This is a genomic window from Alteromonas sp. 38, from assembly GCF_902506055.1.
In the GTDB taxonomy this organism is placed as follows: domain Bacteria; phylum Pseudomonadota; class Gammaproteobacteria; order Enterobacterales; family Alteromonadaceae; genus Alteromonas; species Alteromonas lipotrueae.
In genome coordinates this window covers 692,900-719,178 of record NZ_LR733300.1, presented here as the reverse complement: position 1 = coordinate 719,178, position 26,279 = coordinate 692,900, and the positions used below count along the sequence as shown (strand labels likewise).

The window sequence follows — 26,279 nt, the reverse complement described above, 5'->3', positions numbered from 1 at the left end:
TCCTTAATTACCGTAATACGCTGGTTTTGTCCCAGCTCACTGCACGTTGAACCGACAACATTATTCTGTCTAGTATGAAACCAATGGCACCTATAGTGAGCACCGCTACCATGATGCGTGCTAAAGATTCTGAACTACCATTTTGAAATTCATCCCAAACAAATTTGCCAAGGCCTGGGTTTTGCGCCAGCATTTCTGCCGCAATCAATACCATCCACCCGATGCCAAGGGAGAGTCTTAACCCTGTGAATATCATAGGGATGGAAGAAGGTAGTATAATTTTTGTTAAATGAGAGGTAGGCGTTAAACGAAGTACCTTGCTCACGTTAATTAGATCCTTATCGATAGCAGACACCCCAACCGCCGTGTTAATTAACGTAGGCCAAAGGCAGCATAAGGATACCGTGAGTGCCGAGGTAACAAATGATTTTGAAAACATAGGATCATCGCTAACGTACAGCGCGCTCACTACCATAGTGACCAATGGCAACCATGCTAAAGGTGACACGGGTTTAAACAATTGAATCAGCGGATTGATAGCTGCATAAGCTGATTTACTTAGCCCACATAAAATACCGACAGGGACGGCAATCACTGAGGCAATGAGAAACCCCACCATGACGGTATAAAGACTTGTCCATATTTGATCAAAGAAGGTCGGTGAACCGGTGAACTCGCGAGTTTTTGGTTCGTAAGTTGGGTCTTGTGCAACCCGCGCGGCGTTGCGCTCTTCTTGTCTTGTGTAAAACGCGTCAGCTTTATCTCGCTGAGCACTGTGCTCAGTAATAAGCGAGCCTGCCTGCTCCCACACTTGAGCAGGGCCAGGAAATTGCCCGAGTGAGGTATCAATACTTTTTGCCACACCATTCCAAATAGCGAGGAACATCAAAAGGCCAATGAGAGGCAGTAGTAAAGCGGGCGCTCGACTATAAACCGCCCCCATGGTGCCGCTCATTGGTGATTTGGCTGGCGAAAAGCTTAATATATTTGCCATCTTACTCATGTTGTTCTCCGCTAATTGTGTATGACAGTGAAACTGTTAAAGAACAGTTTCACCCTTTAGCCCAATACCAAACTGTTCAAGGTAAGCATTTGGCTTGCTACCGTCGTAGGTAACGCCATCGATAAATTCAGATTGAGGTGGTTTGAAACCAGTTTCAGTGGCAAACGCAGGGAAGTCCGTTGCTTTTGCTTTTCCTTCGGCAATAAGCGCTTTTGCCGCCATCGCGTAAACCTCAGGCTTGTACACTTTGCGTGCCGTTTCTTTATACCAGTCGTCTGGTTTAGGCTCTGAAATTTGTCCCCAGCGGCGCATTTGCGTTAAATACCAAATCGCGTCACTGTAAAATGGATAAGTAGCGTTATAGCGGAAGAATACGTTGAAGTCTGGTACTTCACGCTTATCGCCTTTTTCGTATTCGAAGGTGCCTGTCATGCTGTTAGCCAATACATCTTCATCAGCGCCAACATAGTTACTTTTCGCTAAGATTTTTACTGCTTCTGGGCGGTTAGCATTGTCATTTTCGTCTAACCACATGGCGGCGCGAATTAACGCTTTTACTACACGAATGTGGGTATTAGGATACTTTTCAGCCCATGCTTGGCTCACACCAAATACTTTTTCTGGGTTATTTTTCCAAATTTCGTAATCAGTAATAACCGGAACACCAATGCCTTTAAATACCGCCTGCTGGTTCCAAGGTTCGCCTACACAGTACCCATAGATAGTGCCCGCTTCCATCGTAGCTGGCATTTGAGGAGGTGGTGTAACTGATAGCAAAGCTTCAGCATCAATTTGGCCAGCATTATCGCCTTTGTGAGGTGCATAGTAGCCTGGGTGAATACCACCGGCAGCAAGCCAGTATCGAAGTTCGTAATTATGCGTCGATACGGGGAATACCATACCCATGTTAAATGGCTTACCTGCATCACGATATTCATCAACCACTGGCTTTAAGTAATCAGCTTTGATTGGGTGAACAGGCTTGCCATCTTCTACCGGAATATGGGCTTTCATTTTTTCCCATATTTCGTTTGAAACAGTGATGCCATTCCCATTTAAATCCATACTAAACGCCGTCACAACATGTGCTTCAGTACCAAAACCAATGGTTGCGCCAAGCGGTTGCCCTGCCAGCATGTGAGCACCATCAAGTTGGCCGTCGATGGTTCGATCAAGCAATACTTTCCAATTTGCCTGGGCTTCTAAGGTTACATATAAACCTTCGTCTTCAAAAAAACCTTTTTCATAAGCGATGGCCAATGGCGCCATGTCGGTCAGTTTAATAAAACCAAATTTTAATTCTTCTTTTTCTGGCCAACCCACTTTTTCATCGCTTTGTGCGCTAGCGAGTGGCGCGCCTAAGGTGAAGGAAAGGGCAATCGCAGCGGTTATGCCTGCTGCCATTTTTTTCTTTATTTGTTTGAGCACTGAAACGTTTTTAAACTTGGTCATTTATGTTTCCTTTAGCCAAAAAAAAACCCACCAGCGTAGACGAATAAACGTCGCGCTTGGTGGGCTTCGATGCCAGGCCTGTAATCATTAATTAATGAGATACAGGCGAACTTATTGTTTGGGTGTTGGTTGTTGGTTGTTGCTACCAGTACTTAATGTACTTTTTTGTTTTGGTGTCGCTTAATAGTGTAACTACGCCTGATAAAGCAGAGTTCGTGCCAGAACCTTAACCCATTGAATTTACGGGATTTAACAAAATCGCAAATGGTAATCATTCTTTTACATGAACAATAACAGTGCGTTTATTGCACTAGAAGTGTTCGATGCACGGCATAGGGATGATTGATGCACAGCGGGGAAGAGAATAGAAACACGAGGGAGACACCACACTCTCCCTCAGTGCTTTATTTGTCGTTTGAGGCTATAGCCGTTGGGTGAATTGACCAATGGCGTTTACGACTTCTGAAGAGCCATTTTGAATTTCGTTCATAACTTTGCCTGACTCTGTTGAATACTCAAGCGCTTCTCTTGCTTTTTCCTGCCCCGCCTCAATGAGCTGCACCGCATTTTCAGTGAGCTTTCTGTTTTCATTTACAACACTTACAATTTCTTCGGTGGCAGTACTGGTTCTTGACGCAAGTTGACGCACTTCATCCGCAACAACGGCAAAGCCTCTTCCTTGGTCACCCGCTCTGGCCGCTTCAATTGCCGCATTCAGCGCCAGTAGGTTGGTTTGATCGGCAATGCCACTGATGCTTTTAACTAAATCTGCCACTTTTTGCGACTGCTCATCGAGTTCACGAATACCCTCGCTTGCCGTCCCCATCTGCGAAGTGAGTTCCCCCATAATACGCACCATGCTACCCACAACCTCTTTACCTTTCTGGGCTTGCTCTCCTGTACCTTCCGATATATTAAAGGCAACATTAGCGGCTTCGGAAATAGCAAACTCCCGTTGCATTTGTTCGGTAATAACGGTGGCAAACTTAACCACTTTGTAAAGTACGCCTTTGTCGTTTCGTATGGGGTTGTAAGATGCCTCTAACCACACTTCATTACCGCGACTATCCACTCGCTTAAAGCGGCTTGAAAACATTTTCCCCTGCGCAAGGTCGCTCCAAAATTGTCGGTATTCTGGTGTGTCAACTTCATCTGCAGGACAAAATATTTTATGGTGCTTACCGACTATTTGCTCTGATGAATAGCCCATAGAAGATAGAAAGTTATCGTTGGCTTTAAGAATAATACCCGTTAGGTCAAACTCAATCACTGCAGTGGAGCGATGCAAGGCCTCAAGCATGTCTCTCATTTCACGGCTTTTATTGATATTTGAGGTTTGCTCTGCCATATACAAGGCAAGCCGTTCGACCGCCCCGCGGTCGTTAAGAATGGGGTGCAGTATGCCTCTAAACCAACGGTCCTCGCTGTTAGCATTAGCAAGATTAATCGCACCATGCCAATGCTGAGCTTGCTTTATCGCAGAAATAAACTCTTTCGTGGCGGCTTGACTCATTACTCCCTGAGGAATGAGACTATCCATAGTTTTTCCATCAAGTGCATTGGATGAAAAATCCATTACATCTGAAAAGCTGTCGTTGACTCGATTGATTCTTCCGCTTCTATCTAATTCGATGTAGAGCATTTCAGCTCTGAGTTCACTTTCCACCGTATGAAATGATTCAACATCTTTGCGTAAGCGCTCCACTTCTTCTAACAATTGCTTATTCTTAAAAAACATCCCGTACTCCTCGACATTCGGATATAGCATCTCGCTCACATAAACTTCTCATAACGCTCATGAGAGCGAGCGAGGATACAAAGTCGTTATTGCTTAAATTGGTTGATCTAAAGATAGCAGAGGATTTACAAGTTACTTAATTATTAGAATAATTTGGAAATGATTTGATTCTTAGACAACAGCATTAACCCCAAATGGCCTAATGCTGAGTGAAGGGTAACGCGGTTTTATCTCGTTGTACCCACAGATTTGTGGCAAGGCCTCTCGCTTCATCTACGTCACAACCTTCAAGTAAAATAAGGTAGCTCACCAAGGTAGCGTGAATAGCTTGTTCACCATAAAGATGCGAAGTATCGCCCCGCCAAACCGCAAGCATATCGCTCACGTTCATTTGCGTATCTTTAAGAGCCATTTTTTCTGTTAACTCAGGAAGTATGATTTCTTCGGTACTTCCATTGCGCGTGACATAGAGTTCGGTTTTTCGTTCACTGTTTACTTCCGGATCTCCCCCATCGCCACGAAAGCACAGCGCTTCGAACGCGGGAAAACTTTCATTCACACGACAATGTTTATGATCAAGGTGCATGTGATAAACCCCCTGCACACAAAAAGGGGCCGACGTCGGGTTCAGCAAGCGCGCCAAGGTATTTGCGCATGAGCGTAACCCAAATACTTCACGTAATTTTATGATGGTATTGAGCGCTGGCAATAAATGCGACAAATCGAGATAAGTGGCACCAAATTCACGCATTTGGCGAGAGGCATCGGCAATACTGTTTACTTCTACAAGCCCCAATGCAGGTAACGCTTTGCTAGCATATAACCGACCCGAACCTGGCTCATGGGCGCCGTGCAGCATAATGGTATAATTATTTTTAGCCAGCACCGCGCACGATAATAGATACCAAGGTAACTGGCGGCGCTTACCGGCATAACAGCCCACATCTAATGTGGGTGTTAAGTTAGCAAGTTCAGGCTCCAGTAATTCACGGCATGCATCAATAAACCCAATGACTTCTTCTGGGGTTTCTTCTCGCGTACGCAAGAGCATTAAAAATGCACCACGTTGATCGCCGGTAACTTGATTAGACAGTACCATTTTCATAGACTCGTAAGCTTCTTGGCGGGTAAGACTGCGCCCACCTTTTTGGCCCTTGCCGATGATTTTTATATAGTTGCTAAATTGCTGAGACATGCTGCTTATTGTGTAAAAGTGATGTATTGACGAGTTGTCGTGACTCTATCACTTTTCCAAAAATAAGTAACGTAGGGCCGCTAACATTGGCGTTAGAGACTATACTACCAATGGTACTCACAGTACCTTCTATCACCCGCTGTTGCGGACTTGTCGCATTTTCTACTGCGGCTACAGGCCAATCATCGGCAATGCCGTGTTTTACCAAAGCATCACATAGCAAAGACAAACGACTCAACCCCATGTAAACCACCACGGTTTGAGAGGCAACACTTTTAGCCAATTGGGTCATATCTGGCCATGTTTCAGGGTTTTGAAAATGTGCAGTAATAAAGCTCACTGCCTGCGCACAGCGCCTATCAGTAAGTGGGATCCCCGTATAAGCAGACATGCCTGAAGCCGCCGTAATGCCAGGTACAATAGCAAAAGGAATGCTCGCTTCTGTCAGCGCTATGGTTTCTTCGCAGGTTCTAGCAAACAATGCAGGGTCGCCACCTTTAAGTCGCACTACACAATGACCTGCCTTCGCTAGCTCAACCACCTTCGCGCTAATCTCTTGCTGCTTCATACTGTGCTGACCACAGCGTTTACCCACATATTCACGTTTCACATGACGGGGAATTTCCGCAATAACATCTTTGCCCACTAATGCATCAAACAACACTATATCAGCTTGTTTGATTAATCTAAGCGCCTTAAGGGTGAGTAATTCAACATCGCCTGGGCCAGCCCCAACAATGTACACTTTGCCTTCTTTCTTGCTACGTGGCGCGCTTTTTCCGTTGCCTAACCATCCACTTAAAAAACCTGATGTGGAGTAGCTAGCAGGTTGCGATAATGCATTGCGAAACAACAGCCCAAAGGTGTTAACTAAAGTGTTCATGATAACCTCTCCAGAGCAAAGTTCGTCGTCGCTCTTGTGATAATAGCTATTGTAGGAGTCACGTTTATGCAAGATGCTTTGCTAGTAACATTGCCAGTAGCATTCTCGATAGTATCCTGTGTAGCCTTCTTATCAGCTACGCGCTTGGTGTTAACTTTCACGAGCGACGTCTTCTACTGGGGTGGCATATTCGTTAATTAATGTTGCTAAAGCCGGTTTGCAGGAACCGCAATTTGTGCCGCACTTTAACGAATCGCCCAATGCAGAAACTGATGAGCACCCTGCTGCTACCGCTTTATTAATGGTTTTTTCCCTCACAGAAAAACAACTACACACCACAGGGCCATTTAAAAATTCTTCGTCGACTTCACAGTGTAAAAAATTAGCGAGTTTTTCAGGGTTGAAACTTTGCGTTAATGCGCTGTCTACCCATGAATTTGGTACATCATACTTTGGCTTCGTACTGGGGCTGTGCGCACCAAAAAACGCCATAAAACAAAACGAATCTTGATAAGTACAAATAAGCACTTGGCTGTCGGCGGTTTTGTGTTGATAGCACACCCAAGTTTTAGGTAGTTTTTCTAGCAACCCTTTGATTACCGCTTGCGATTCAAGTTGGCTGGCAATGGATACGCCCAGCCCATTATCGATTAAATATTTAGCCCAGTAGCCGTTATTACTTTCCACTACCTCGCTCAGCACTTTTACGATATCCAATTCGCCATTTGCCACTTGAATGTCATCACTAATATAGAGCTTTCCGTAGCTTGAAAAGTTATGGGGCGTAATGGATACCGCACCATGTTTTAGTTCTGGCTGCCCTGAAATAGGATCGGTTGCCGGCGCATAAAGTTTTGCCAGCTTGCTGTGCGAACCCCACCCCCCAGACCAATGAATAGGAACGAACACATCGCCTTGGCGCTGACGTTTATCGATTTGCACAGGGAAAATACAGGGTGTTTCGCCGCTCACTTTACTGCTGAGAGAAACATAGTCATTTGCGGCCACACACAATGCTTTGGCATCTTCGGGATGAATATAAATATTGGCGTGCGCAGTATGGGCATGAAGTAAAGGCGCCTTGCCTGTTCGAGTCATGGTGTGCCACTGGTCACGCATTCGCCCGCTATTAAGCACAAACGGAAATTCACGCGAGGTAACTTGAATAGGAAGAGAAAACTGCACGGCGACAAAATTTGCTTTGCCCGATGGGGTAAAAAACACTTTGTTATAAAAGGGGCGAACAGCTGAAAGCGTTTTATCGCTATTGGTATTAAGTGGCCATTGTACAGGCGCCATTGCATCATATTGAGCCTGAGATTTCCCGGTTAAGGGGGAAAGGTTGAGCAATCGCGTGCCGTCGTTTTTGTATGCCGTTAACCGGGCGTGTTCATCAAATATTTCGCTAGGGTGAGAGTAGGCAAACGCGCTGGCAAAGCCCATTTTATTAGCTACATCACACATAATTTGCCAATCGTGTTTGGCTTCGCCTGGAGGCGGCATAATGCCTCGTTGACGGGAAATTCTGCGCTCGGAATTAGTGACGGTACCGTCTTTTTCAGACCACCCGGTTGCAGGCAGTGCAATATCAGCAAAGGCAAGGGTATCGTTACTTTGTACAATATCTGATACCACCACCATGTCGCACTTTTTCAGCGCCGATTCAACTTGCTCACGATAGGGCATACTCACCACAGGATTTGTGCCCATTATCCACACAAACTTGATTTGTCCCGCATCCATAGCTGAAAACAAGTCTACTGCTTTTAATCCGCCGCACTCTGGCATAGCCGGAGACTGCCAAAACGCTTTTACATTTTCACGGTGGTTGGGGTTTTCAATATCACAGTGGGCCGCCAGCATATTGGCTAAACCACCCACTTCCCTGCCCCCCATGGCATTGGGCTGACCGGTTATAGAAAAAGGGCCGCAACCTGGCTTGCCGATAAAATCCAATGCCAAGTGACAATTAATAATGGCGTTAGCTTTATCTACCCCAGCTGAAGATTGGTTAACACCCATGGAATAGAAAGTAACTGCAGTGTCAGCATTGATAAACCAATCATAAAAAGTGGTTAAATCCGCCTCATTTAAACCGCACAGACTAGCCACGTCTTTTGCATCAATGGCGTTGGCACTGCTGACGGCTTCATCTAGCCCTTGGGTAAATGCGCTAACGGCAATCTTATCTATTGCCCCATTGTTGTGAGCAAATTGAAGTAACCCATTAAATAACGCAACGTCACTGCCTGCTTTTAGCGGTAAATGTAAGTCTGCGATAGTGCAGGTCTCAGTTTCTCTGGGGTCAATCACCACCACTTTCATGTTTGGATTGCGCAGCTTAGCCCTCTGAATACGCTGGAATAGCACAGGGTGCGCCCACGCAGCGTTGCTGCCTGTGAGCACCAATAATGAGGTACATTCCAAATCGGTGTAATCGCAAGGCACCACATCTTCACCAAACGCACGTTTATAACCGGCAACGGCAGATGACATACAAAGCCGTGAGTTCGTGTCTATATTGGCGCTGCCAATAAACCCTTTCATGAGCTTATTAGCAACATAATAATCTTCAGTGAGTAATTGCCCTGAAACATAAAACGCAACGGCATCCGGCCCATGTTCAGCAATAGTCTGGGTGATTTTATCAGCCACCGCGCGGGTAGCCGTGTCCCAATCTACCTTCGCACCTGCCATGGTTGGATGAAGCAAACGGCCGCTAAGATCGTTTGTTTCGAGCAGGTTTGTGCCTTTTACACACAGACGACCATAATTGGCCGGATGCTCGGGCGTACCAGTAACCTTGTCCAGGGAGGTAATACGCCCGCTAACGTTGCAACTGATATCTACACCACAACCCACACCACAATAAGGACAGGTGGTTTGCTTTTGCCGTAGTCGTGGTTCCAGCATAGTGGTTTTTGGTGTAGCCATATTCATGGATAAACTCTCTTAATAAACAAAAACAACATAGAAAAGTGGGTTAGACAGCAACGAGTATTCGCTCACCTTCCACTTTCACGTCATACGCCACTACGCTTACGTCATCACGTTCAATACACTTGCCTGTGGCCAACACGTAGTGCTCTTTATAAAGAGGCGATGCCACCACAATATCATCCGCTATGGAGCCTATAAGGCCACGATATAGCACGTTTGCTTTGCCGATGGGGTCCCAGTTGCTAATGGCGTAAAGAAACTGCTCGCCACCTCTCATCACACTAAACAGTGCCACTTGCTGACCTTCAATAAGTGCACAAACACCGCTGTTTGTTACCACGTCATCAATGCCACACACGTCATGCCAAAGGGGCGCCACTTCTGTATTTGCTGTCATCAGTTTGTTCCTTATTAAATTACGTCAACCGCAATGAGGTTGTCGGCACCTTTAGATTTCTCTAATTCAGTGGCAGGCCTAACTTGACCTCGCTCAGAGACAAACTGAATGTTTGTGTCGGTGCCATCTGTGTTAACGAATTGACGGAAACGTTTACGCGATGCTTCGCTTTCAAGCGTGGTTTTCCACTCACACTGATAAGCACCAACAACGGTTTCCATTTGAGCTTCTAAATCAGCGTTAATGTTAAGCGAGTCATTCATAACAACATCTTGCAGGTAAGCCAAACCACCTTCTAAGTTATCCATCCATACCGATGTACGTTGCAATCTGTCGGCGGTGCGTACATAAAACATCAATACCCGGTCGATGTACTTAACCAGCGTTTCGGTATCTAAATCGGTGGCGAATAAATCGGCATGACGAGGCTTCATACCGCCGTTTCCGCATACATATAAATTCCAGCCATTTTCGGTGGCAATAACACCAATATCTTTACTTTGGGCTTCTGCACATTCCCGCGTACAGCCGGACACGCCGAATTTAATTTTGTGCGGCGCGCGTAAGCCCTTGTAACGGTTTTCTAAATCGATGGCGGTTTTCACCGAATCTTGAACGCCGTAGCGACACCAAGTGCTACCTACACACGACTTCACCGTACGAAGGGCTTTAGCGTATGCATGCCCAGTTTCGAAGCCGCCTTTGACAAGGGCTTCCCAAATATCAGGAAGTTGATCGACCCGTGCGCCAAATAAATCAATTCGCTGACCACCGGTGATTTTGGTATACAGGCTGTATTTCTTGGCAACTTCGCCTAATAAAATTAGCTTTTCTGGCGTAATTTCTCCCCCCGCCACGCGAGGAACCACAGAATAAGTACCGTCTTTTTGCATATTACCAAGATAAATATCGTTGGTATCTTGCAGGGGTAAATGCTCTTGTTTAAGTACGTAATCGTTATACACAGACGCTAAAATAGAGCCTGCTGCTGGCTTACATATTTCACAGCCAAGACCAGTTCCATGCTTGTCGAGTAATTCGTCAAACGAAGTGATGCCGTTCACTTTTACAATATGAAATAGCTCTTGGCGGGTATGATTGAAATGCTCACAAATGGCTTTCGAGACTTCTACCCCTCGCTTTTCAAGCTCACTATCAACCACATTTTTAAGCAGAGCAGTACACCCACCACAACCGGTGCTGGCTTTCGTACAGCTTTTAACTTCGCCAAGGCTGCAACAGCCCTCGTCAATAGCCGATACAATGTCGCTTTTTGCCACGTTGTGACAGGAGCAAATTGTGGCGGTGTCCGGTAATGCATCAGCCCCTAACGCTGGCGCAGCACCTGAACTTGGCAGAATAAGCGTTTCAGGGTTTTCTGGTAAATCAATGCCGTTTAAGGCGTACTGCAATAAGGTGTCGTAGTCGCTGGTATCACCGACTAACACCGCACCCAATACTTTCTGCTGGCTTTCATCTACCACCAACTTCTTGTACACGCCTTCAGGCTGGTTAAAATAGGTGTAGCTTTGTGCGCCAGTATTACGTTCGTGTGCATCGCCAATAGAACCTACTTCTACACCCATCAACTTAAGTTTAGTACTCATGTCGGCGCCAGTGAATACAGTATCACCACCAGTTAACGCACTTACCACTGCGCGAGCCATGGTGTAACCTGGCGCAACTAAACCAAATATGCGGTTTTGCCAAAGCGCACATTCGCCCACGGCAAAAATGTCAGGATCGGAAGTTAAGCAGTTGTCATCGACAACAATACCCCCACGCTCCCCAAGCGCTAGCATGGATTTTCTGGCCAGTTGATCTGATGGACGAATACCCGCTGAAAACAGCACCATATCGGTCTCAAGAAAAGTGCCGTCGGCAAATACCATGCGATAACGTGCTTGCTCCCCAGCTTCGATAACCTGTGTTGCTTTTTGGGTATGAACGGTTACCCCTAACGACTCAATTTTACTGCGAAGTACGTCGCCCCCCGTTTCGTCTAACTGCACGGCCATCAGCTGAGGCGCAAATTCCACCACATGGGTTTCAAGTCCGGCTTCTTTCAACGCGTTTGCCGCCTCAAGGCCCAATAAGCCGCCCCCCACTACCACACCGACTTTGCTTTCTCGAGCAGAGTTTTCAATGGCAATCAGGTCATCAATAGTGCGATACACTAAACAATGTTCTTGATTGTTTCCGGGGATAGGCGGGACAAACGGGTAAGAGCCGGTGGCAAGTACCAATTTATCGTAGGGAAATACCTGACCATCTTCGGTTAACGCCTTTTTTTCGTCGCGCAGCAAGTCAGTTACTATGGCGTTCGTTACCACATTAACGCCCCAATCACGATATACATCAGCGGTTGTCAGCGCTAAGTCATCTGCGCTAGCGCCACTAAAGTAAGAGGATAAATGTACTCTATCGTAGGCCAGTCTCGACTCACCACACAACACGGTGATATCAACGTTATCGCTACTTTGATGAAGCTGTTCAACAAAATGGTGCCCTACCATTCCGTTACCAACGACGAGAATTCGCGTTTTAGATGCCAAAGATGTCATGGTCTCTCCCTTTATTCGGGACAAAAAAAAGCCCGCATCAACTTTCGTTGTTGCGGGCTTCATTGCCTATCAAGCGCTACGAGTTTTCATAGCTATCAAATTTTTGTGAGCTAGGTTGCTCTAAACATACACACAATTTTTCACACTACAAAGTATATCCAATATTAGTGCCATGTCATTACCAGCCTGTTTTATATAGATTTATTAAAAAACCGGCTTTTCGAGTCACCTTATTTTGCACCAAATAAAAGCATTTGCGATATCATTTGGTGCACTCACATTGCTCTACCTTACTCTCCAGCCCTGGCAAGCACCTGAGCATTCACACCAAGGCGATTGCCACCAACTGTTAAGCCAGCTTATCGGTAGCAACACGATAACGAGGATCTTCATTCACGTTAATTTCTACGAACTTGTCAGCTTTACGCAGTAAGTTGCGACACTCGTCACTGATATGGCGAATATGCAGCTTCTTGCCTTGCTGTTCGTATTTATCAGCTAACGTATCTAAGGCATCAATACCTGATGAATCCCAAATTCGCGATTCTTTAAAGTCGATAACCACGTGCTCAGGATCATTGGCAATATCAAACAAGTCTTTGAAGTGGGTCACTGAACCGAAGAACAATGGTCCTTCTAATTCATACACTTTCCAATCATCGCTATCAATGTGGCTCTTAATTTCGATATGACGAGCGTGCTTCCACGCAAATACCAAGGCAGACACAATTACACCCACCACAACCGCAATCGCAAGGTCAGCAATGACCGTTACTGCGGTCACTAAGAACAGAACAAAAGCGTCCTCTTTATTTACACCACGAATAATGCGGAACGATGCCCATTCAAAGGTAGCAATAACCACCACGAACATAACGCCAACCAATGCCGCTAGCGGGATCATTTCAATTAATGGCGCAGCAAAAAGAATAAAGGCAAGAAGCACCAATGCTGCAGTAATACCTGATAAACGTCCACGACCACCAGAGTTGATGTTAATCATGCTTTGACCAATCATGGCACAACCGCCCATGCCGCCAAAGAAGCCATTTACAGTATTAGCCACACCTTGACCCACACATTCTTTGTTGCCACGGCCACGGGTATCTGTCATTTCATCAATAAGCGATAATGTAAGGAGTGACTCAATCAAACCAACCAGACACAGAATGATTGAAGTAGGCAGAACAATCATCACAGTTTCCCAGGTAAACGGCACCATAGGGATAGCAAAAGTAGGTAGTTCACCGGCAAGGGTAGCGCTAGCTTTCTGTGCTTCAGGTAGCAAATCACGCACGAAATCGATAACCGTACGGGCTTCTAAATCTAGCCCGTGCACCATAGCCGTTACGGTAACAATAGCCACTAAAGACGCTGGTACCGCAGTGGTTAACTTAGGCAGTAAGTAGATAATCGCCATAGTAAGCGCAACCAACCCAAGCATCCAGTACAACATGGTTCCTTGCATCCACTCCAACTGACCGAGGGCATTCACTACTTTAAATTGACCTAATTGGGCAAGAAAAATAACAATTGCTAAGCCGTTTACAAACCCGAGCATTACCGGGTAAGGCACCAGTCGAATAAATTTCCCGAGCTTGAACACCCCGCAGAGTATTTGCAGTAAACCGGCTAAAATAACAGCGGCAAACAGATATTGAACGCCATGCTGTGCCACTAATGCCACCATGACCACGGCCATGGCACCTGTCGCACCAGAAATCATTCCCGGACGTCCGCCAATGGCCGACGTGATAAGTCCCATCATAAATGCGGCGTACAACCCAATCATGGGCTCAACGCCAGCAACAAATGCAAAAGCAACCGCTTCTGGTACCAGTGCAAGTGCAACGGTAATACCAGAAAGCACGTCATTTTTTACATTACTATCTCGATTAGTAATTAAATCAAACATGTTTTCTCAGGAGTCTAGAGGTTTTAGGAGTCGTGCGTTGCCAGATTAGCTGTGGATGCTGTAAATCACTGTCATGCACAAATTTTGCGTGCGATTCTACCACTAATAATGCTGAAAATCTTTTAATAGAATGTTAATCGTACAGAGGATTTTAAGCTGACAAGGCTGACTTTCCATGGCATCGTAATAAGCTTAGTTTTTGCCGAGCAATTGATTTGCCATTGATTCGTCATTGGCGCTCTCAGTTGTATTCACACTGACTGTTTCAATCTACGTTGCTGATCCTTTTGTTGGCGGCGAGGTGTATTTGACCAACCGATAAGGAGTGGAAGTGGTCCCTTATTTACTCACAATTTTATGCGTGCTGGTGGCCGGCGCTATTCATTGGGCGTTTCCAAAAACCTTTTGGAAATCTACGTTAATGTCTACTGCAGTCATTTTACTGTTTTCTATTGCCGCATTATTTATCTTCAAAGCATCCGGCATGTTAATGACTGAAACCGGTGAAGATCCTGACTTTTCAGGAAAGTTATTGATGATTACTGCTTTGATGTCTTTCTTCGGCCTTCTTATTTCTATTTTTGTTGGCTGGTTTCTCCGAGTAGTAAGGGCGTAATACCAAATATTGAAGTAGGTGCAAGGCTAAGATCATCTCAACTTGCACCATTATTGAGCATCTATGATGAGACGCTCAGTATTGCTGATTAATATTTGCTGGAAAATCCCCCAACATTGAATCAAACGAAAAAATTATCCGCATAAAAACAGCAACTTAAATCAACTTCATCAAGAGTGGTTCGTTAAGGCATAGGCATTGCTTTTGTTAGAAGCTAAGTCCGCTAAACTCCTAGATGTATCATGCAAACAGACCATGAAATAACGGCCACTACGCATTATAGCGATGCCACTAAGCGTTTCTTGCTTGCCGCTAAACGAGCTGAAATTACTGTGCTTGAGCAGCTATCCAGCAACTGCCGCATTGTTATTTCCGTTCGAAACATGGTGCATGCCCTACAGCGGGAGCGTGGTGCCACCAACATTTATTTAGCGTCTAAAGGCGAAAGATTTTCGCAGCAACGTGCTACCCATATTGAAGCCAGCTGTGAAGCCGAATCTATGTTGCGCAGCCAACTTAAATCATTGTATTTAACCGAAAGTCATGACACCGCAAACCCTCGCTTATTAAGCAGCATTACGTTAGCGCTTCAAGGTATTGACTACCTCCCGGTTCTTCGTGAACAAGCGAAAAAACTCACATTGTCTCCGTTAGACTCCACCCGCGCTTATTGCCGCTTAGTGGCAGGGCTACTTACGGTAATTTTTGAAGCGGCAGACATTGCCAGCGATCCAGTAATTACCCGCCTTTTAGTTGCACTATTTAATTTCATGCAGGGTAAAGAGTATGCAGGGCAAGAACGTGCATGGGGGGCTATTGGCTTTGCAGAGACGCATTTTGATAAACGCCTGTGCGACAAGCTCAGCGCACTACAGCACGCTCAGCAACATCACTTTACCGTGTTCAATGAATTCGCACGGACTTGCCATAAAGACGCCTACGAGCTTTTAGATGACAGCCCTGCCGCACATGATATTAATCAATTACGGAAAATGATTGCACAGCTTGCTGATGGTAGCCCCATTGCGGCTGAAATTAGTGAAGTGTGGTTCGATGTAGCCACGCGGCGTATTGATGCAATGCAAGAAATTGAAAATAAGCTGACCGACAGCTTAACGAAAGAAGCGCAAACCAAAGTAAGTAACGCCCATCATGAAATGAAAAACCATCAGCGGTTAATTGAAAGCTTTACCGATGAACACGCACAAGATGGCTCCCCCCTCACTATGCTGTTCGACCCTAGCATGCCAGGTTTGGTGGAAGACAGTGAGCTCGCGTTGCTACAGACTGATATGACTGGCTCGAGTAAAAATGCTGATATTAGCGAACAGACACAAACCTTGTCTGCACATCGCTCATTTTACGATTTATTGAGAGGGCAAGCACAGTATATTGAAGACATGAGTCGTGAGTTAGAAGAAGCTAAACGCGCCATTACCGAGCACAAGCTGGTGGATAGAGCCAAACTCATTCTGATGCAGCAATTTCAACTAAATGAAAATGATGCGTATCGAAAACTACAAAAGCAGGCCATGAATGAGCATAAAAAGCTGACCGACATAGCCGCGACCGTGGTTGAAATATCAAATAGCGCTAACCAACGCTGAATCTAAAGTAAGTTGCGGCCACGTTACTAGCCAGTTTTTCGTTTTCACCCGCTGGGTAAATACATCGCCTCTAGGATGGCGGGGGTTTATCGAAATCGTACCGGCAAAATTACTTGATAGCCCATAGGGTGCAAGCATATCAAACTTATCGCCCTCTTTATTTGGGCAAAGCCTAATAGCCACACAGGTTTCTTGTTCTATCCAATAGCTAATCGCTTCTTCACAGTCTTTATACGCGTTGTGACCGTGGTGCACATGCATACGAGCCTGATTCTTCACTTGCCAGTGGGCTGAAGGTACCTGCGCAGACAACGCATTTTCTATGTGGAGCTCTGATTCTTTTGAAGTATCTGATGGGTTGAAGTAGATAACATCGATGTCATTTAACGGCGTTGGTTTCTTATAGCCGTGACTATCATCCCATATAGCATTACGCAGAAACCCCGCCGCTAAATAACCTTGGGGTAACTGTAGCGATTTTAATGCAGCCAAGCATTGCATCCGGTATAAGTCGTGAGACATCATACGGATAACGGCTTGCTTAGCGTGTTCTGGGTTTTCTCTAGGATCGCATATGTTCACAACTTGTACCTAGTTTGGTCTTCGTATTGTGGCCGCCCTAATTTCCCCTAGCAGTTTGGCCTTCCACGTCTAGAAAACTAAGGGTTATTTCGAATGCGCAGATTTCTTTGCCATTTAATCACATAAAAACTAAACGCGGCAATGGTTCCGCCACCGAGCCACCCAGCAATGACATCGGTAGGCCAATGCACGCCTAGCTGTACTCGACTCAGGCCAATAACAAATACCAATAGTGTAGTCAGAGAATATACCCATATTTTCAATTTAACTTTTGTAATAGAAAAGCAAAAAAGCCTAGCAATACAGAAGTAAACAAGGGTAGACATCATGGCATGTGCAGATGGAAAGCTTTGCGTTAATACGGTAACTTGATGGCCAGACAGCGGCGGCCTAGGGCGGTCTATACCGACTTTAAGTACAAAGGTAATCACCAATCCTGCAGCTACCGCTATTAATAGCGTAAATGCTTTATTGGGATGCCCGGTTAATTTCAAAAAACCGGCGACGGCAAGTGAAAAAAAGATAAGTACTTCGTTACTGCCAAGCGCAGTGAAATTTTCAAAGAAGCGTTGAATCACCCCGGGCATATCGTCCCACACCAGCATCTGAATGACGGCGTTATCGAAAGGCGCTAGAACCTGCATAGAAGCAAATAGCATTAGCAGCAAAAAGCCCCCCCCTAATAACACCACCTGCACCGTGGGTGTTTTTACTATCTGCAAATACGCGTTTACCGAACTTCTTACTTCCATGTTACCAAGCGCTCCTGTTGGGGCTATAGAAAATTAAAATAAATACTCAATTGAAAAATGAAACGAATATAAAAACGCGTTACGACTTACTGCCACCTAAACAGGCTGGCGAAGTGAGCGCTTCGCCACCTCGCGCCACCCACTCTGTTGGGGTATAAGTATGTAATGCTAGCGCATGCACAGGCCCTTTCAAGGCTTCATCGACCAACGTATTAATTTCACGATGACGGGCAATTAAACGTTTGCCTTCAAAGGCATCCGTGACCACGGTTACCTTGAAATGGCTTTGCGCACCGTCTGGAACGTTGTGCATAAAGCTCTCGTCTTCCACGTTCAACAACGCTGGCGAAAGCGCGCGTGTTAGGGTCGATTCTATAAATTCTTTAACATTCATATGAAAACTACTTGGTTGTAATTAAGTGCCGGAAAGTAAGGTTAATTCTACCACCGATATGTTTAGTCGTCTTAGCAATACCGTGCAGATATTGCGATTGAGTGGTTTCCCCCATGACTAATAGACTACCGTGCTCTAATATTTGGGTAAAACGGGCACCGGTTTCTTTGTGTTTAAACACAAAAGGGCGAGACTCACCAAAAGTGACCGACGCTACCACGGGATTAGGTCCGAGTTCAGGCTCATCATCAGCATGCATACTCATACTGTCTTGCCCATGTCGATACCAATTTGCCAACACACTGTTGAAAGGAATATGACAAACCTCAATGCATTTATCTCGAATGACCGCTAATTCAGGGGTCCAAGGTTGTGGTGCAAGCTTAATACCCGAATATTTATAAAGACACTCAGGATCACCGTGCCAAGCCTGTAACCTAGGCACATCGAGGTATTTTCCATACATACGAATGGTATCTTGTCGCCACGGCAAAGTGCTTTCAAACACACCTTGGTAGTCATTCGCTTGCTCTGAGCTAAGCCATTGCGGATAATAGCGCACCTCAGCTTCTGGCAACGGTAGCGTAATGGGTGAGTTTTTCGCTGCTTTCGCGTCAGTAAAAAGTGGTAATTGCATAACCCCCCGATAACTTTAGACAAGAAAATAATGAATACAGAATTTTCAATGGCAGAGCGCCAGTTTACCTTAATACGCTACCCTGAAAAACATCAGCACAAAAGCCTACAAGCGTGGGATAGTGCCGATGAGCTGCTTATTGAGCATGTAGAAGCGCACCTTGATGCGCTTGTTGAAGCCCTAAATAAAGCCCAAGACGAAAACCAACCTGAAACGTCATCTACCTTGGGCCCCATACTCATTTTTAATGACGACTTTGGTACCCTTGGATGTTGGTTTACGCAGTATAGTCCTATTTGGATTTCAGATTCGTATATTAGCTTGCGATCATTACAAGAAAACCTTAGGCGTAACCATTTAAAACCGGTTATTGATGAGGAAGGTGCGCTAACGTCACCCGTAACCAGTTTAACCAGTGTTGAAAGTCTTACTTTCATGCCAGAGAGTGCCCCAAGCGTTATCATGCTTAAAGTGCCGCGCACGCTAGCGTTACTTGAACAACAGCTTATCGATATTAAACGTTATGCAGCGCCTGGTACGCATATTGTGGCGGCAGGTAAAATAAAAGCCGTGACCAAGTCGGTATCCGCCTTGTTCGAGAAAATCATTGGCCCTGCTAAAACATCCTTGGCAAAGAAAAAGTCGAGATTGGTTTTTAGTACCCTTGATGAAAGTATTGCCCCCATCCCTTCGCCTTATCCTGAAATATGGAAATGTAAGGGCGCCACAGGCCAAACTTTTACACTTAAAAATCACGCGAATGTATTTTCTCGTCAGTCATTAGATATTGGTGCCCGTTTAATGCTTGAGCATATGACGGTAAGTGCTAACGAAACCGTGGTCGATTTAGGCTGCGGCAATGGAATATTAGGCGTAAACGCTTTAGCCTTAGCAGGCGACTGCAAGGTAATATTCATTGATGAGTCTTTTATGGCAGTGGAAAGTGCACGATTAAATGTACTTGAGAATTTTCCAGACAAGATTGATCAATGTGAGTTTATGGCCAGTAACTGCCTTGAGAGCTTGCTAGAGCAGCAACAATCGCCTTGGGTAACTAAGATATTGTGTAACCCCCCTTTCCATCAACAAAATGCCATTACCGACCATATTGCATGGCAAATGTTTAACGATTCGAAACACGCGTTAGTAAAAGGTGGCCAGTTAGTGGTGGTTGGAAACAGGCATCTTGAACATCACGTTAAACTTAAACGCATGTTTGGTGGTTCAGACGTACTGGCAAGCGACAAAAAATTTGTTATTTTGGGCACCGCTAAACGATAAGGAATGCACATGTTAAAACCGCTTATAACGGCCTTAATCTTCTCAGCTTTCGTTTTTACGTCTGCAGCAATTAGCCCTAATGCATTGGCGGCTAAAAAAGATGATGGCTCACAAATTCAGCCTGATAACTATTACCCAAGAGTTAAAATTGAAACCACCATGGGTGATATTGTGGTGGAATTAGACCGTCGCCGCGCGCCCATTACCGTGAATAACTTTTTACGTTATGTAGACAAGCGCAGTTATGAAAACACCATTTTTCATCGTATTGTGCCGGGGTTTGTGGTGCAAGGCGGAGGCTATACCACCGATTTTGAAGGTAAGTCTAACTACCCTGAAATATTCAATGAGTCGGGAAATGGGCTAACCAATGACTTACACACCATCGCTATGGCTCGGCAAGATGATCCGCATACTGCAAATCGTCAGTTTTTCTTTAACGTTAATGACAACGAAACGCTAAACCCAGGGCGAGACTGGGGCTATGCGGTGTTTGGCATGATTGTAGAAGGTGAAGATATTGTAGATGCGATGTCTGAAGTAGAAACCGAGTATTCGCTAATGCTAAACACCAACAATGTACCTATTGAACCTATCATCATTAAAAAGGTTACGGTGCTTCCACCGTTCTAACGGCTAGCGAAATCACTGTTGCGCCAGAATAGGGTTTGAACCGGTGTGGACTTATCAATAAAGTAAGGGCCGCGTTTTTCAAACCCTAGCTGGTGTAATAGATGTTGAGAACGTGCGTTTTCGGGGTGGGTAGAGGCGGTAATGAAATGCATATCTTCTTCCATGTCCACCCAATCAATAACCGCTTTAGCTGCTTCTATCGCAATTCCCTGTTTACGCGCACTCGGTAGCAGTGCAAAGCCTAAATCAGGGCAGCTGAAAACAAAGCGATTAATAAGCCCACAAACACCATAAGGCGCGTTGGTTTTCTTATTTCTTATTGCCAATAAGCCATATCCCCACTCATTAACCTGCGCGTTAACCCGGTCAATATAATCAGCGGCATCTTCAACGCTCGCCACCCCACGATGACCAATAAACTGCTTCCATAACGGGTCTTGGTGCATTTCAACTATCCACAGTTTATCTGCTTGCGTCAGTGGGCTTAATTCCAACCGTTCAGTTAGTAACAACATGAATGAGTACGCCTCTGTGTGGGTTGTTTTACCTTTTTTAGCAGCGTGTCTATTTGCGTTAAATGTTGCTTAGAAATAGCGGCGGCTCTTGGGTAAACAGGATTTGATCTGTCATCAATACTAGGGTGATTCCACCCATGGGTGTGTTCAATAAAAGCGGTAGCTTCACTTATTCCACCATGCTCTAAACAGCCCACAAGACAGGTATCAATGTAGGTTTGTGAAACAGGAAAGTCGGTGCTGGGGTGATGACAAAGTAAGGTTTCACATAACCAGAGTTGATGATGGCTTAACGCATCGCGAAGCGCAGGGGTGAAAGAAGGTTGATTGCACAAGGAGGAACTTACATGTTCGATTGCACTGGCTGGTACTTCGACAAAGCGGTAGTTTTTTTCTCGCGCGCGTAATGAAGGGTTTACTTCGGCGGGAATAAGCTGTGCATTTAATTGAGATGCTTTATCGGCAACGGCGCCTACATAGGTTTGCTTTTCTTGCAGACTACGGGTAACCCATGCGCGCTTAAAACCTGAAACACGCACGGGTAAACCTTGAGTATATATTTGGGAGTGACGCTCTCGGGAATCTCGACTAAGCAAACTGCCGTAACCTAGCACAATATGCTTACTTTTTTGGCTAGCTAAGGTAGCTAACCAACTGTCTTTCACTGATTCTTTCACCGATTCTGCCTTTACGTCTACCAAGCGCACCCCGTTTTCGCTGCAATATTAGAACAGCGCACGTACTCCTAGCGTAAGATTACGGCCAGGTAGTGGCGCCTGATCTTTCAAAAATGATGTATGAACGCGAGCCTCTTCGTCTGTTAAATTGTTTCCTTTTGCATAAACAATCCACTCAACGCCTTGGCCGCCAAATTCGTACTGAACACTAGCATCTAACAAGGTATAACCATCGGTTTGTGTCTCGTAAGACGCAACGTCGTCTTGGTCATCATACCAAGTTACGCCAACATCAGCACTTAGCCCATTGCTCACATAACTGATGTTACCACCAAATCGCATAGGTGGCGTTCGAGGCAGGTTATCATCATCAATTTCTGCGTTAATGTAATCGCTAAATACCGTCACGCGTACTTGCGCGTTTATATCGTAGTAGGCTTCGGCTTCTAAGCCCCAGATATCCGCATCAGCTTGCTGGAAGTAGTAGATAGGTGTGCCTTCTTCTTCATGGCCTTCCTCATCTTCTTCCTCGTGATCTTCGTGCTCTTCAGTTATTGCCAATAACCCAGTATTCGTTTGATAAATATAATCATCCGCTTGGTTATAAAACAATGAAACCGTATAACCCCAATCGCCGGTGAATTTACGGAAAGTAACATCGATATTAGTGCTAACTTCTTTTTCTACGTCTTTTAAGCCTTCTTCAATATGACCGTCTTCATCTAAGTCAAAAACCAAACCTAGCTCGTAGCTTTGTGTGGCCAAATGCTGACCTGCAGAAAACAGCTCTTGTTGGCTAGGCGCACGCTCACTACGTGAAAGTGTAGTGGCAATTGAGCGACCTTCTGCATATTCCCAGTTTAAACCAGCAGATAAAGACGTGCTGGTGAAGTCATACTTATTGAAGCTATAAGACGTGACTTGCTCTTCATGTTCTTCGTGATCCTCTTCTTCTTCATGCTCTTCTTCATCAGCATGGGTCACTTCAAGAGATAATTCACTGTCATCGGCATCGTATTCGGTGTATTCAACACGACCACCTAATTCGAAGGTCACATCACCCACGACTTTTTGCTCTACAAGGTAGACAGCATAGTTAGAAGAGGTATTTGCAGGGGTAAAGGCTTCTTCCCCCTCTGCTTCATAATCACTGTGTTGGAATTGAACACCTAGCACACCATGCCAGCCATCCACTTCTTCGTGAGACACTGAAGCGCGTATATCGCTAGATTTGTTAGTGAAGATAGTCCCTTGCTCGCCATCTTCAATTTCAACGTGTTCGTAATCGGTATAAGCCGCAGCAAACTTAGCATTGGTTAACCCTTTGATAGGTGAATGCCATTCGCCTGCCGCTTGATAACGTGTCATGTCTACGTCAATCAATACGCCTTCTTCTTCGTGCAACTCTTCATCATGATCTTCTTCGTCGTGATCTTCTTCATCATGATCTTCATCATCGTGGTCTTCTTCATGTTCGTGACTGTGACCAGGCACGCCATAACGGTTATCAAGTTGCTCTACCGCAAAGCCAAAGTAACCTTCCTCACCAATATAAGACAAGCCAGCCGTTATATCGCTGGTTTCCATCGCAGTGCTTTCTAATACACCGTATGCTTCGTCTTCATCAGGCTCTACTGAGGCATAACCAGGAATATCAGTGTCATCTGTGTTACGAGAGTAGCCATCGATATGCCATGCAAAATTACCGCTGCCACCAGTGACATCACCGCGAGCGTATTTACCGTTATCTACTGTGCTGTAGCTAACTTCAGCCTCGCCTTCAACACCGTCCATTTGATGTTGCACAATACGCTTATCAACAATATTAACCACACCGCCAATGGCGCCGCTTCCATATTGTAATGTTGCAGGACCACGAAGCACTTCTACTTGTGTGGCACTTGCCAGGTTGCTCGTGACGTTGTGGTCAGGGCCAACACGAGATACATCAGAAACATCTAACCCGTTTTGAACAATTTTAACCCGTGGGCCATCGTTACCACGAATAATTGGGCTACTTGAAACTGGGCCAAAGTACGTGCTTTGTACCCCAGGCGTATTCTTTAAGGTTTCGCCTAATGTAGGCGCTTCAATACGTCTAAGACGCTCTGCTCCAATCACGGTAACGGGCGTAACAGACTCAAGCACTGAAGATTGTAATGCAGTAGCCGTCACAACAATATTTTCAACTGACGAAGGGATAAGTGAAAAATCAACGGTTTTGTCACCCACGATTTCACCAAGGTCGTTGTCACCATGAATATATTGGCTTGAAAATACGTGAAGATGTACATGAGTTTGCTTAACATCGCTAAAACGGTAAACACCATTTTCATCGGTGGTAACGACTCGGCGAGTACCTTCAATGCTAACCTCGGCACCTTCAACGGGCTGACCTGATACATCGGTAACTTTACCGCTAATAACAGTCGCAAAGGATGGAGACGAAAGTAGACCTGCTATCGTAAGACTTAGCAGTGAACGCATTTTCATAACGGTTTCCCTAACAAATTTTTATTCATTTTGACCATTTGCATGGTCACTTTTGTGATGTTATAACATTTTGTAGGTTAGGGCGTTTATTGTCAATGGCAACTTGTCTATGATTTAACTTCATTCAACGACAATGTTTATTATGTAAATAAGTAATTGATTAGTGTACGCAGCGCTCTGGGTTAAGCGGGTACTGATAAGATCTTGAACCAATAATATCTGAGACTGAAAATAAAAATTTACGCCCTACTCACTGGAAAGTTAAGCACCTCTTTAATATGCGACGCGCCTAATTTAAGCATTAACAACCGATCTATACCTAACGCTACCCCTGCGCAGTGTGGCAAGCCGCTTTTCAGCGCAGACAAAAATCGTGTATCAATGGGCTTTGTAGGCTGGCCATTGCTGCGACGCTTTTGATTGTCGTGCTCGAAGCGTTGCTTTTGTTCCGAAGCCTCGTTTAATTCATGAAAGCCATTCGCCAACTCTGCCCCTTTAAAATACACTTCGAATCTGTCGGCAGTACGTGAGTCTTGTTTATTGATACGGGCAAGAGATGCTTGTGAAGCAGGAAACCCAAACACAAAACATGGCCGTTCTTGGCCAATAACCGGTTCAATCGCCGTTGAAAACAGCAGTTGTAGTTTACTGTCTTTATCAAGCTGTTTAGGGCTTGAAATATCGATAGTGCAGTCAGCCATTTTAGCCAGAAGCATCTCATCTGTAGCGGTTAGCGGGTCAATACCCAACTGAAATTTAAACACATCTTGATAACTGATCATCTCGCCGGTATCTGTGCCTAGCGTTTGTATTAATAACGCATCAACTTCCTGCATTAGGGCATGATGGTCGAAGCCCGGTCGATACCATTCCAGCATAGTGAATTCAGGGTTATGCCAGCGCCCTTCCCCTTCGTGTCGAAATGCTTTGCAGATTTGATAAATAGCACCACTTTGGTCACACAATAGGCGCTTCATAGCAAATTCAGGTGAAGTCTGCAGGTAAAGGTCTACCGGTGCGCCATCCTGCGAATGATTGAACTTTGTAAGGAATGCATCGAGATGTTCATCGGTTACCGTGCCGCTGGACAATAATGGCGTTTCTACTTCTAGCACATCTCGGGTATAGAAAAAGTGTCTTATGCTACGCAGTAAATTGGCTCGCGCAATTCGAGAATCATGTGATGAGGTAGGGTGCCAGTCGTTCATGAACAGAGGTGTCTTTGCTTATTAATAAGGATGATGACAAATATGATAAACAGCTTTGGGGCTATCGATTAGCAAGCTTTATTTGGCGAATAACGCATAGGAAAAAATGCGTAACAGTAAGCGAGTTACCGATGCCAAATACGGCATCGGCTAACTGCAGCTGTTTCTTATTTCTAACTTACTTTTGTTACTTACTTTTGCGCGCGAGACGCATACTCACCAGAGCGAGTATCTACTTTAATCACTTCACCTGTTTGCACAAACAAAGGAACACGTACTACTGCGCCCGTTGTTAGTGTAGCTGGCTTACCACCTGTACCCGCTGTATCGCCTTTAAGGCCTGGGTCAGTTTCAGTAATTTCAAGTTCAACGAAGTTGGGTGGCGTTACTGTAATTGGCGTACCGTTCCACAAGGTGATAACGCACACATCGTTTTCTACCAACCACTTAACACTATCGCCTACTGCTTTTTCGTCAGCCGCGATTTGTTCGAATGTTTCGTTGTTCATAAAGTGGTAGAATTCGCCGTCGGTGTACAAGTAAGCAAGCTCAGTGTCTAAAACATCTGCGCCTTCTACTGACTCACCAGAGCGGAAGGTTTTTTCTAAAACCTTACCTGAAATAAGTTTACGAATTTTAACGCGGTTAAATGCCTGACCCTTGCCCGGCTTCACGTATTCGTTTTCTAAAATGTTACAAGGTTCACCGTCCAGCATGATTTTCAGGCCGGCTTTGAACTCGTTAGTGCTGTAATTAGCCATAATTCCTCTGTCTAAACATAAGGTACAAAAAATTTC

The 26,279-nt window shown here is 45.1% G+C and carries 22 protein-coding genes; 4 read left to right on the top strand and 18 right to left on the bottom strand.

The genetic code is table 11. From position 1 onward, the window contains the following. Positions 1-7: 7 nt before the first annotated feature. The 9 genes from FLAVO9R_RS03070 to FLAVO9R_RS03030 all read right to left on the bottom strand — a co-directional run bounded on the left by FLAVO9R_RS03070 (position 8) and on the right by FLAVO9R_RS03030 (position 14,087). Positions 8-1,003 (bottom strand): ABC transporter permease, encoded by a 996-nt coding sequence (locus FLAVO9R_RS03070; RefSeq protein WP_159528666.1) that lies wholly within the window; start codon positions 1,001-1,003, stop codon positions 8-10. 36 nt (positions 1,004-1,039) lie between these two features. Further along, on the bottom strand, positions 1,040-2,455 hold the full coding sequence (locus tag FLAVO9R_RS03065; RefSeq protein WP_159528664.1) for a CmpA/NrtA family ABC transporter substrate-binding protein: 1,416 nt from the start codon (positions 2,453-2,455) through the stop codon (positions 1,040-1,042). 421 nt (positions 2,456-2,876) lie between these two features. After that, positions 2,877-4,193, bottom strand: a complete 1,317-nt coding sequence (locus tag FLAVO9R_RS03060; protein WP_159528662.1) for a methyl-accepting chemotaxis protein — start codon at positions 4,191-4,193, stop codon at positions 2,877-2,879. A gap of 199 nt (positions 4,194-4,392) precedes the next feature. Continuing rightward, on the bottom strand, positions 4,393-5,388 hold the full coding sequence (locus FLAVO9R_RS03055; RefSeq protein ID WP_159528660.1) for a glycosyl transferase family protein: 996 nt from the start codon (positions 5,386-5,388) through the stop codon (positions 4,393-4,395). Continuing rightward, positions 5,372-6,271, bottom strand: a complete 900-nt coding sequence (cobA, locus tag FLAVO9R_RS03050; protein ID WP_159528658.1) for a uroporphyrinogen-III C-methyltransferase — start codon at positions 6,269-6,271, stop codon at positions 5,372-5,374. Before cobA ends, FLAVO9R_RS03055 begins: the two co-directional genes overlap by 17 nt. Positions 6,272-6,421: 150 nt before the next feature. Continuing rightward, positions 6,422-9,211: a nitrate reductase gene (locus FLAVO9R_RS03045; RefSeq protein WP_159528656.1), complete on the bottom strand. Its 2,790-nt coding sequence runs from the start codon at positions 9,209-9,211 to the stop codon at positions 6,422-6,424. 43 nt (positions 9,212-9,254) lie between these two features. Then, positions 9,255-9,608, bottom strand: coding sequence for a nitrite reductase small subunit NirD (nirD, locus tag FLAVO9R_RS03040; RefSeq protein WP_159528654.1), 354 nt, complete (start codon positions 9,606-9,608; stop codon positions 9,255-9,257). 14 nt (positions 9,609-9,622) lie between these two features. Further along, a complete protein-coding gene (nirB, locus tag FLAVO9R_RS03035; RefSeq protein ID WP_159528652.1) occupies positions 9,623-12,172 on the bottom strand; it encodes a nitrite reductase large subunit NirB in 2,550 nt (849 codons plus the stop codon). Positions 12,173-12,521: 349 nt separating this feature from the next. Continuing rightward, positions 12,522-14,087 carry a SulP family inorganic anion transporter gene (locus tag FLAVO9R_RS03030; protein WP_159528650.1) on the bottom strand — a complete coding sequence of 522 codons (1,566 nt, stop codon included), beginning with the start codon at positions 14,085-14,087 and terminating at the stop codon, positions 12,522-12,524. 331 nt (positions 14,088-14,418) lie between these two features. Between FLAVO9R_RS03030 and FLAVO9R_RS03025 the strand changes: the two genes are divergently transcribed. Together FLAVO9R_RS03025 and FLAVO9R_RS03020 are read left to right on the top strand one after the other, a co-directional pair. Beyond that, positions 14,419-14,703, top strand: coding sequence for a hypothetical protein (locus FLAVO9R_RS03025; RefSeq protein WP_057793943.1), 285 nt, complete (start codon positions 14,419-14,421; stop codon positions 14,701-14,703). A 242-nt stretch (positions 14,704-14,945) separates the two neighbouring features. Next, positions 14,946-16,310: a nitrate regulatory protein gene (locus tag FLAVO9R_RS03020; protein ID WP_159528648.1), complete on the top strand. Its 1,365-nt coding sequence runs from the start codon at positions 14,946-14,948 to the stop codon at positions 16,308-16,310. Here the strand turns inward: FLAVO9R_RS03020 and FLAVO9R_RS03015 are convergent. The 4 genes from FLAVO9R_RS03015 to FLAVO9R_RS03000 form a co-directional block, all read right to left on the bottom strand. Beyond that, positions 16,287-16,892: a nucleotidyltransferase family protein gene (locus FLAVO9R_RS03015; RefSeq protein ID WP_232370566.1), complete on the bottom strand. Its 606-nt coding sequence runs from the start codon at positions 16,890-16,892 to the stop codon at positions 16,287-16,289. The genes FLAVO9R_RS03020 and FLAVO9R_RS03015 overlap by 24 nt on opposite strands. 77 nt (positions 16,893-16,969) lie before the next feature. Further along, positions 16,970-17,644, bottom strand: coding sequence for a phosphatase PAP2 family protein (locus FLAVO9R_RS03010; protein WP_159528646.1), 675 nt, complete (start codon positions 17,642-17,644; stop codon positions 16,970-16,972). A 79-nt stretch (positions 17,645-17,723) separates the two neighbouring features. Continuing rightward, positions 17,724-18,038: a BolA family protein gene (locus tag FLAVO9R_RS03005; protein ID WP_159528644.1), complete on the bottom strand. Its 315-nt coding sequence runs from the start codon at positions 18,036-18,038 to the stop codon at positions 17,724-17,726. Positions 18,039-18,045: 7 nt separating this feature from the next. Further along, positions 18,046-18,675, bottom strand: coding sequence for an alpha-ketoglutarate-dependent dioxygenase AlkB family protein (locus FLAVO9R_RS03000; RefSeq protein WP_159528642.1), 630 nt, complete (start codon positions 18,673-18,675; stop codon positions 18,046-18,048). A 30-nt stretch (positions 18,676-18,705) separates the two neighbouring features. On the opposite strand from FLAVO9R_RS03000, the gene FLAVO9R_RS02995 reads away from it, so the two are divergent. Both FLAVO9R_RS02995 and FLAVO9R_RS02990 read left to right on the top strand, forming a co-directional pair. Beyond that, entirely contained in the window at positions 18,706-19,956 is a 1,251-nt protein-coding gene (locus FLAVO9R_RS02995) for a methyltransferase (protein ID WP_159528640.1), read from the top strand. A 9-nt stretch (positions 19,957-19,965) separates the two neighbouring features. Next, entirely contained in the window at positions 19,966-20,589 is a 624-nt protein-coding gene (locus FLAVO9R_RS02990; RefSeq protein WP_159528638.1) for a peptidylprolyl isomerase, read from the top strand. Here FLAVO9R_RS02990 and FLAVO9R_RS02985 read toward each other — a convergent pair. The 5 genes from FLAVO9R_RS02985 to efp all read right to left on the bottom strand — a co-directional run bounded on the left by FLAVO9R_RS02985 (position 20,586) and on the right by efp (position 26,243). Then, complete coding sequence (locus tag FLAVO9R_RS02985) at positions 20,586-21,104, bottom strand: GNAT family N-acetyltransferase (RefSeq protein ID WP_159528636.1); 519 nt, start codon at positions 21,102-21,104, stop codon at positions 20,586-20,588. The genes FLAVO9R_RS02990 and FLAVO9R_RS02985 overlap by 4 nt on opposite strands. After that, positions 21,092-21,805 (bottom strand): gamma-glutamylcyclotransferase, encoded by a 714-nt coding sequence (locus tag FLAVO9R_RS02980; protein ID WP_159528634.1) that lies wholly within the window; start codon positions 21,803-21,805, stop codon positions 21,092-21,094. Before FLAVO9R_RS02980 ends, FLAVO9R_RS02985 begins: the two co-directional genes overlap by 13 nt. A 24-nt stretch (positions 21,806-21,829) precedes the next feature. Next, complete coding sequence (locus FLAVO9R_RS02975) at positions 21,830-24,274, bottom strand: TonB-dependent receptor (RefSeq protein WP_159528632.1); 2,445 nt, start codon at positions 24,272-24,274, stop codon at positions 21,830-21,832. Between the two features lie 239 nt (positions 24,275-24,513). After that, positions 24,514-25,482, bottom strand: coding sequence for an elongation factor P--(R)-beta-lysine ligase (gene epmA / locus FLAVO9R_RS02970; RefSeq protein ID WP_159528630.1), 969 nt, complete (start codon positions 25,480-25,482; stop codon positions 24,514-24,516). Positions 25,483-25,673: 191 nt separating this feature from the next. Beyond that, positions 25,674-26,243 (bottom strand): elongation factor P, encoded by a 570-nt coding sequence (gene efp / locus FLAVO9R_RS02965; RefSeq protein WP_013785484.1) that lies wholly within the window; start codon positions 26,241-26,243, stop codon positions 25,674-25,676. Between the last annotated feature and the right edge of the window lie 36 nt (positions 26,244-26,279).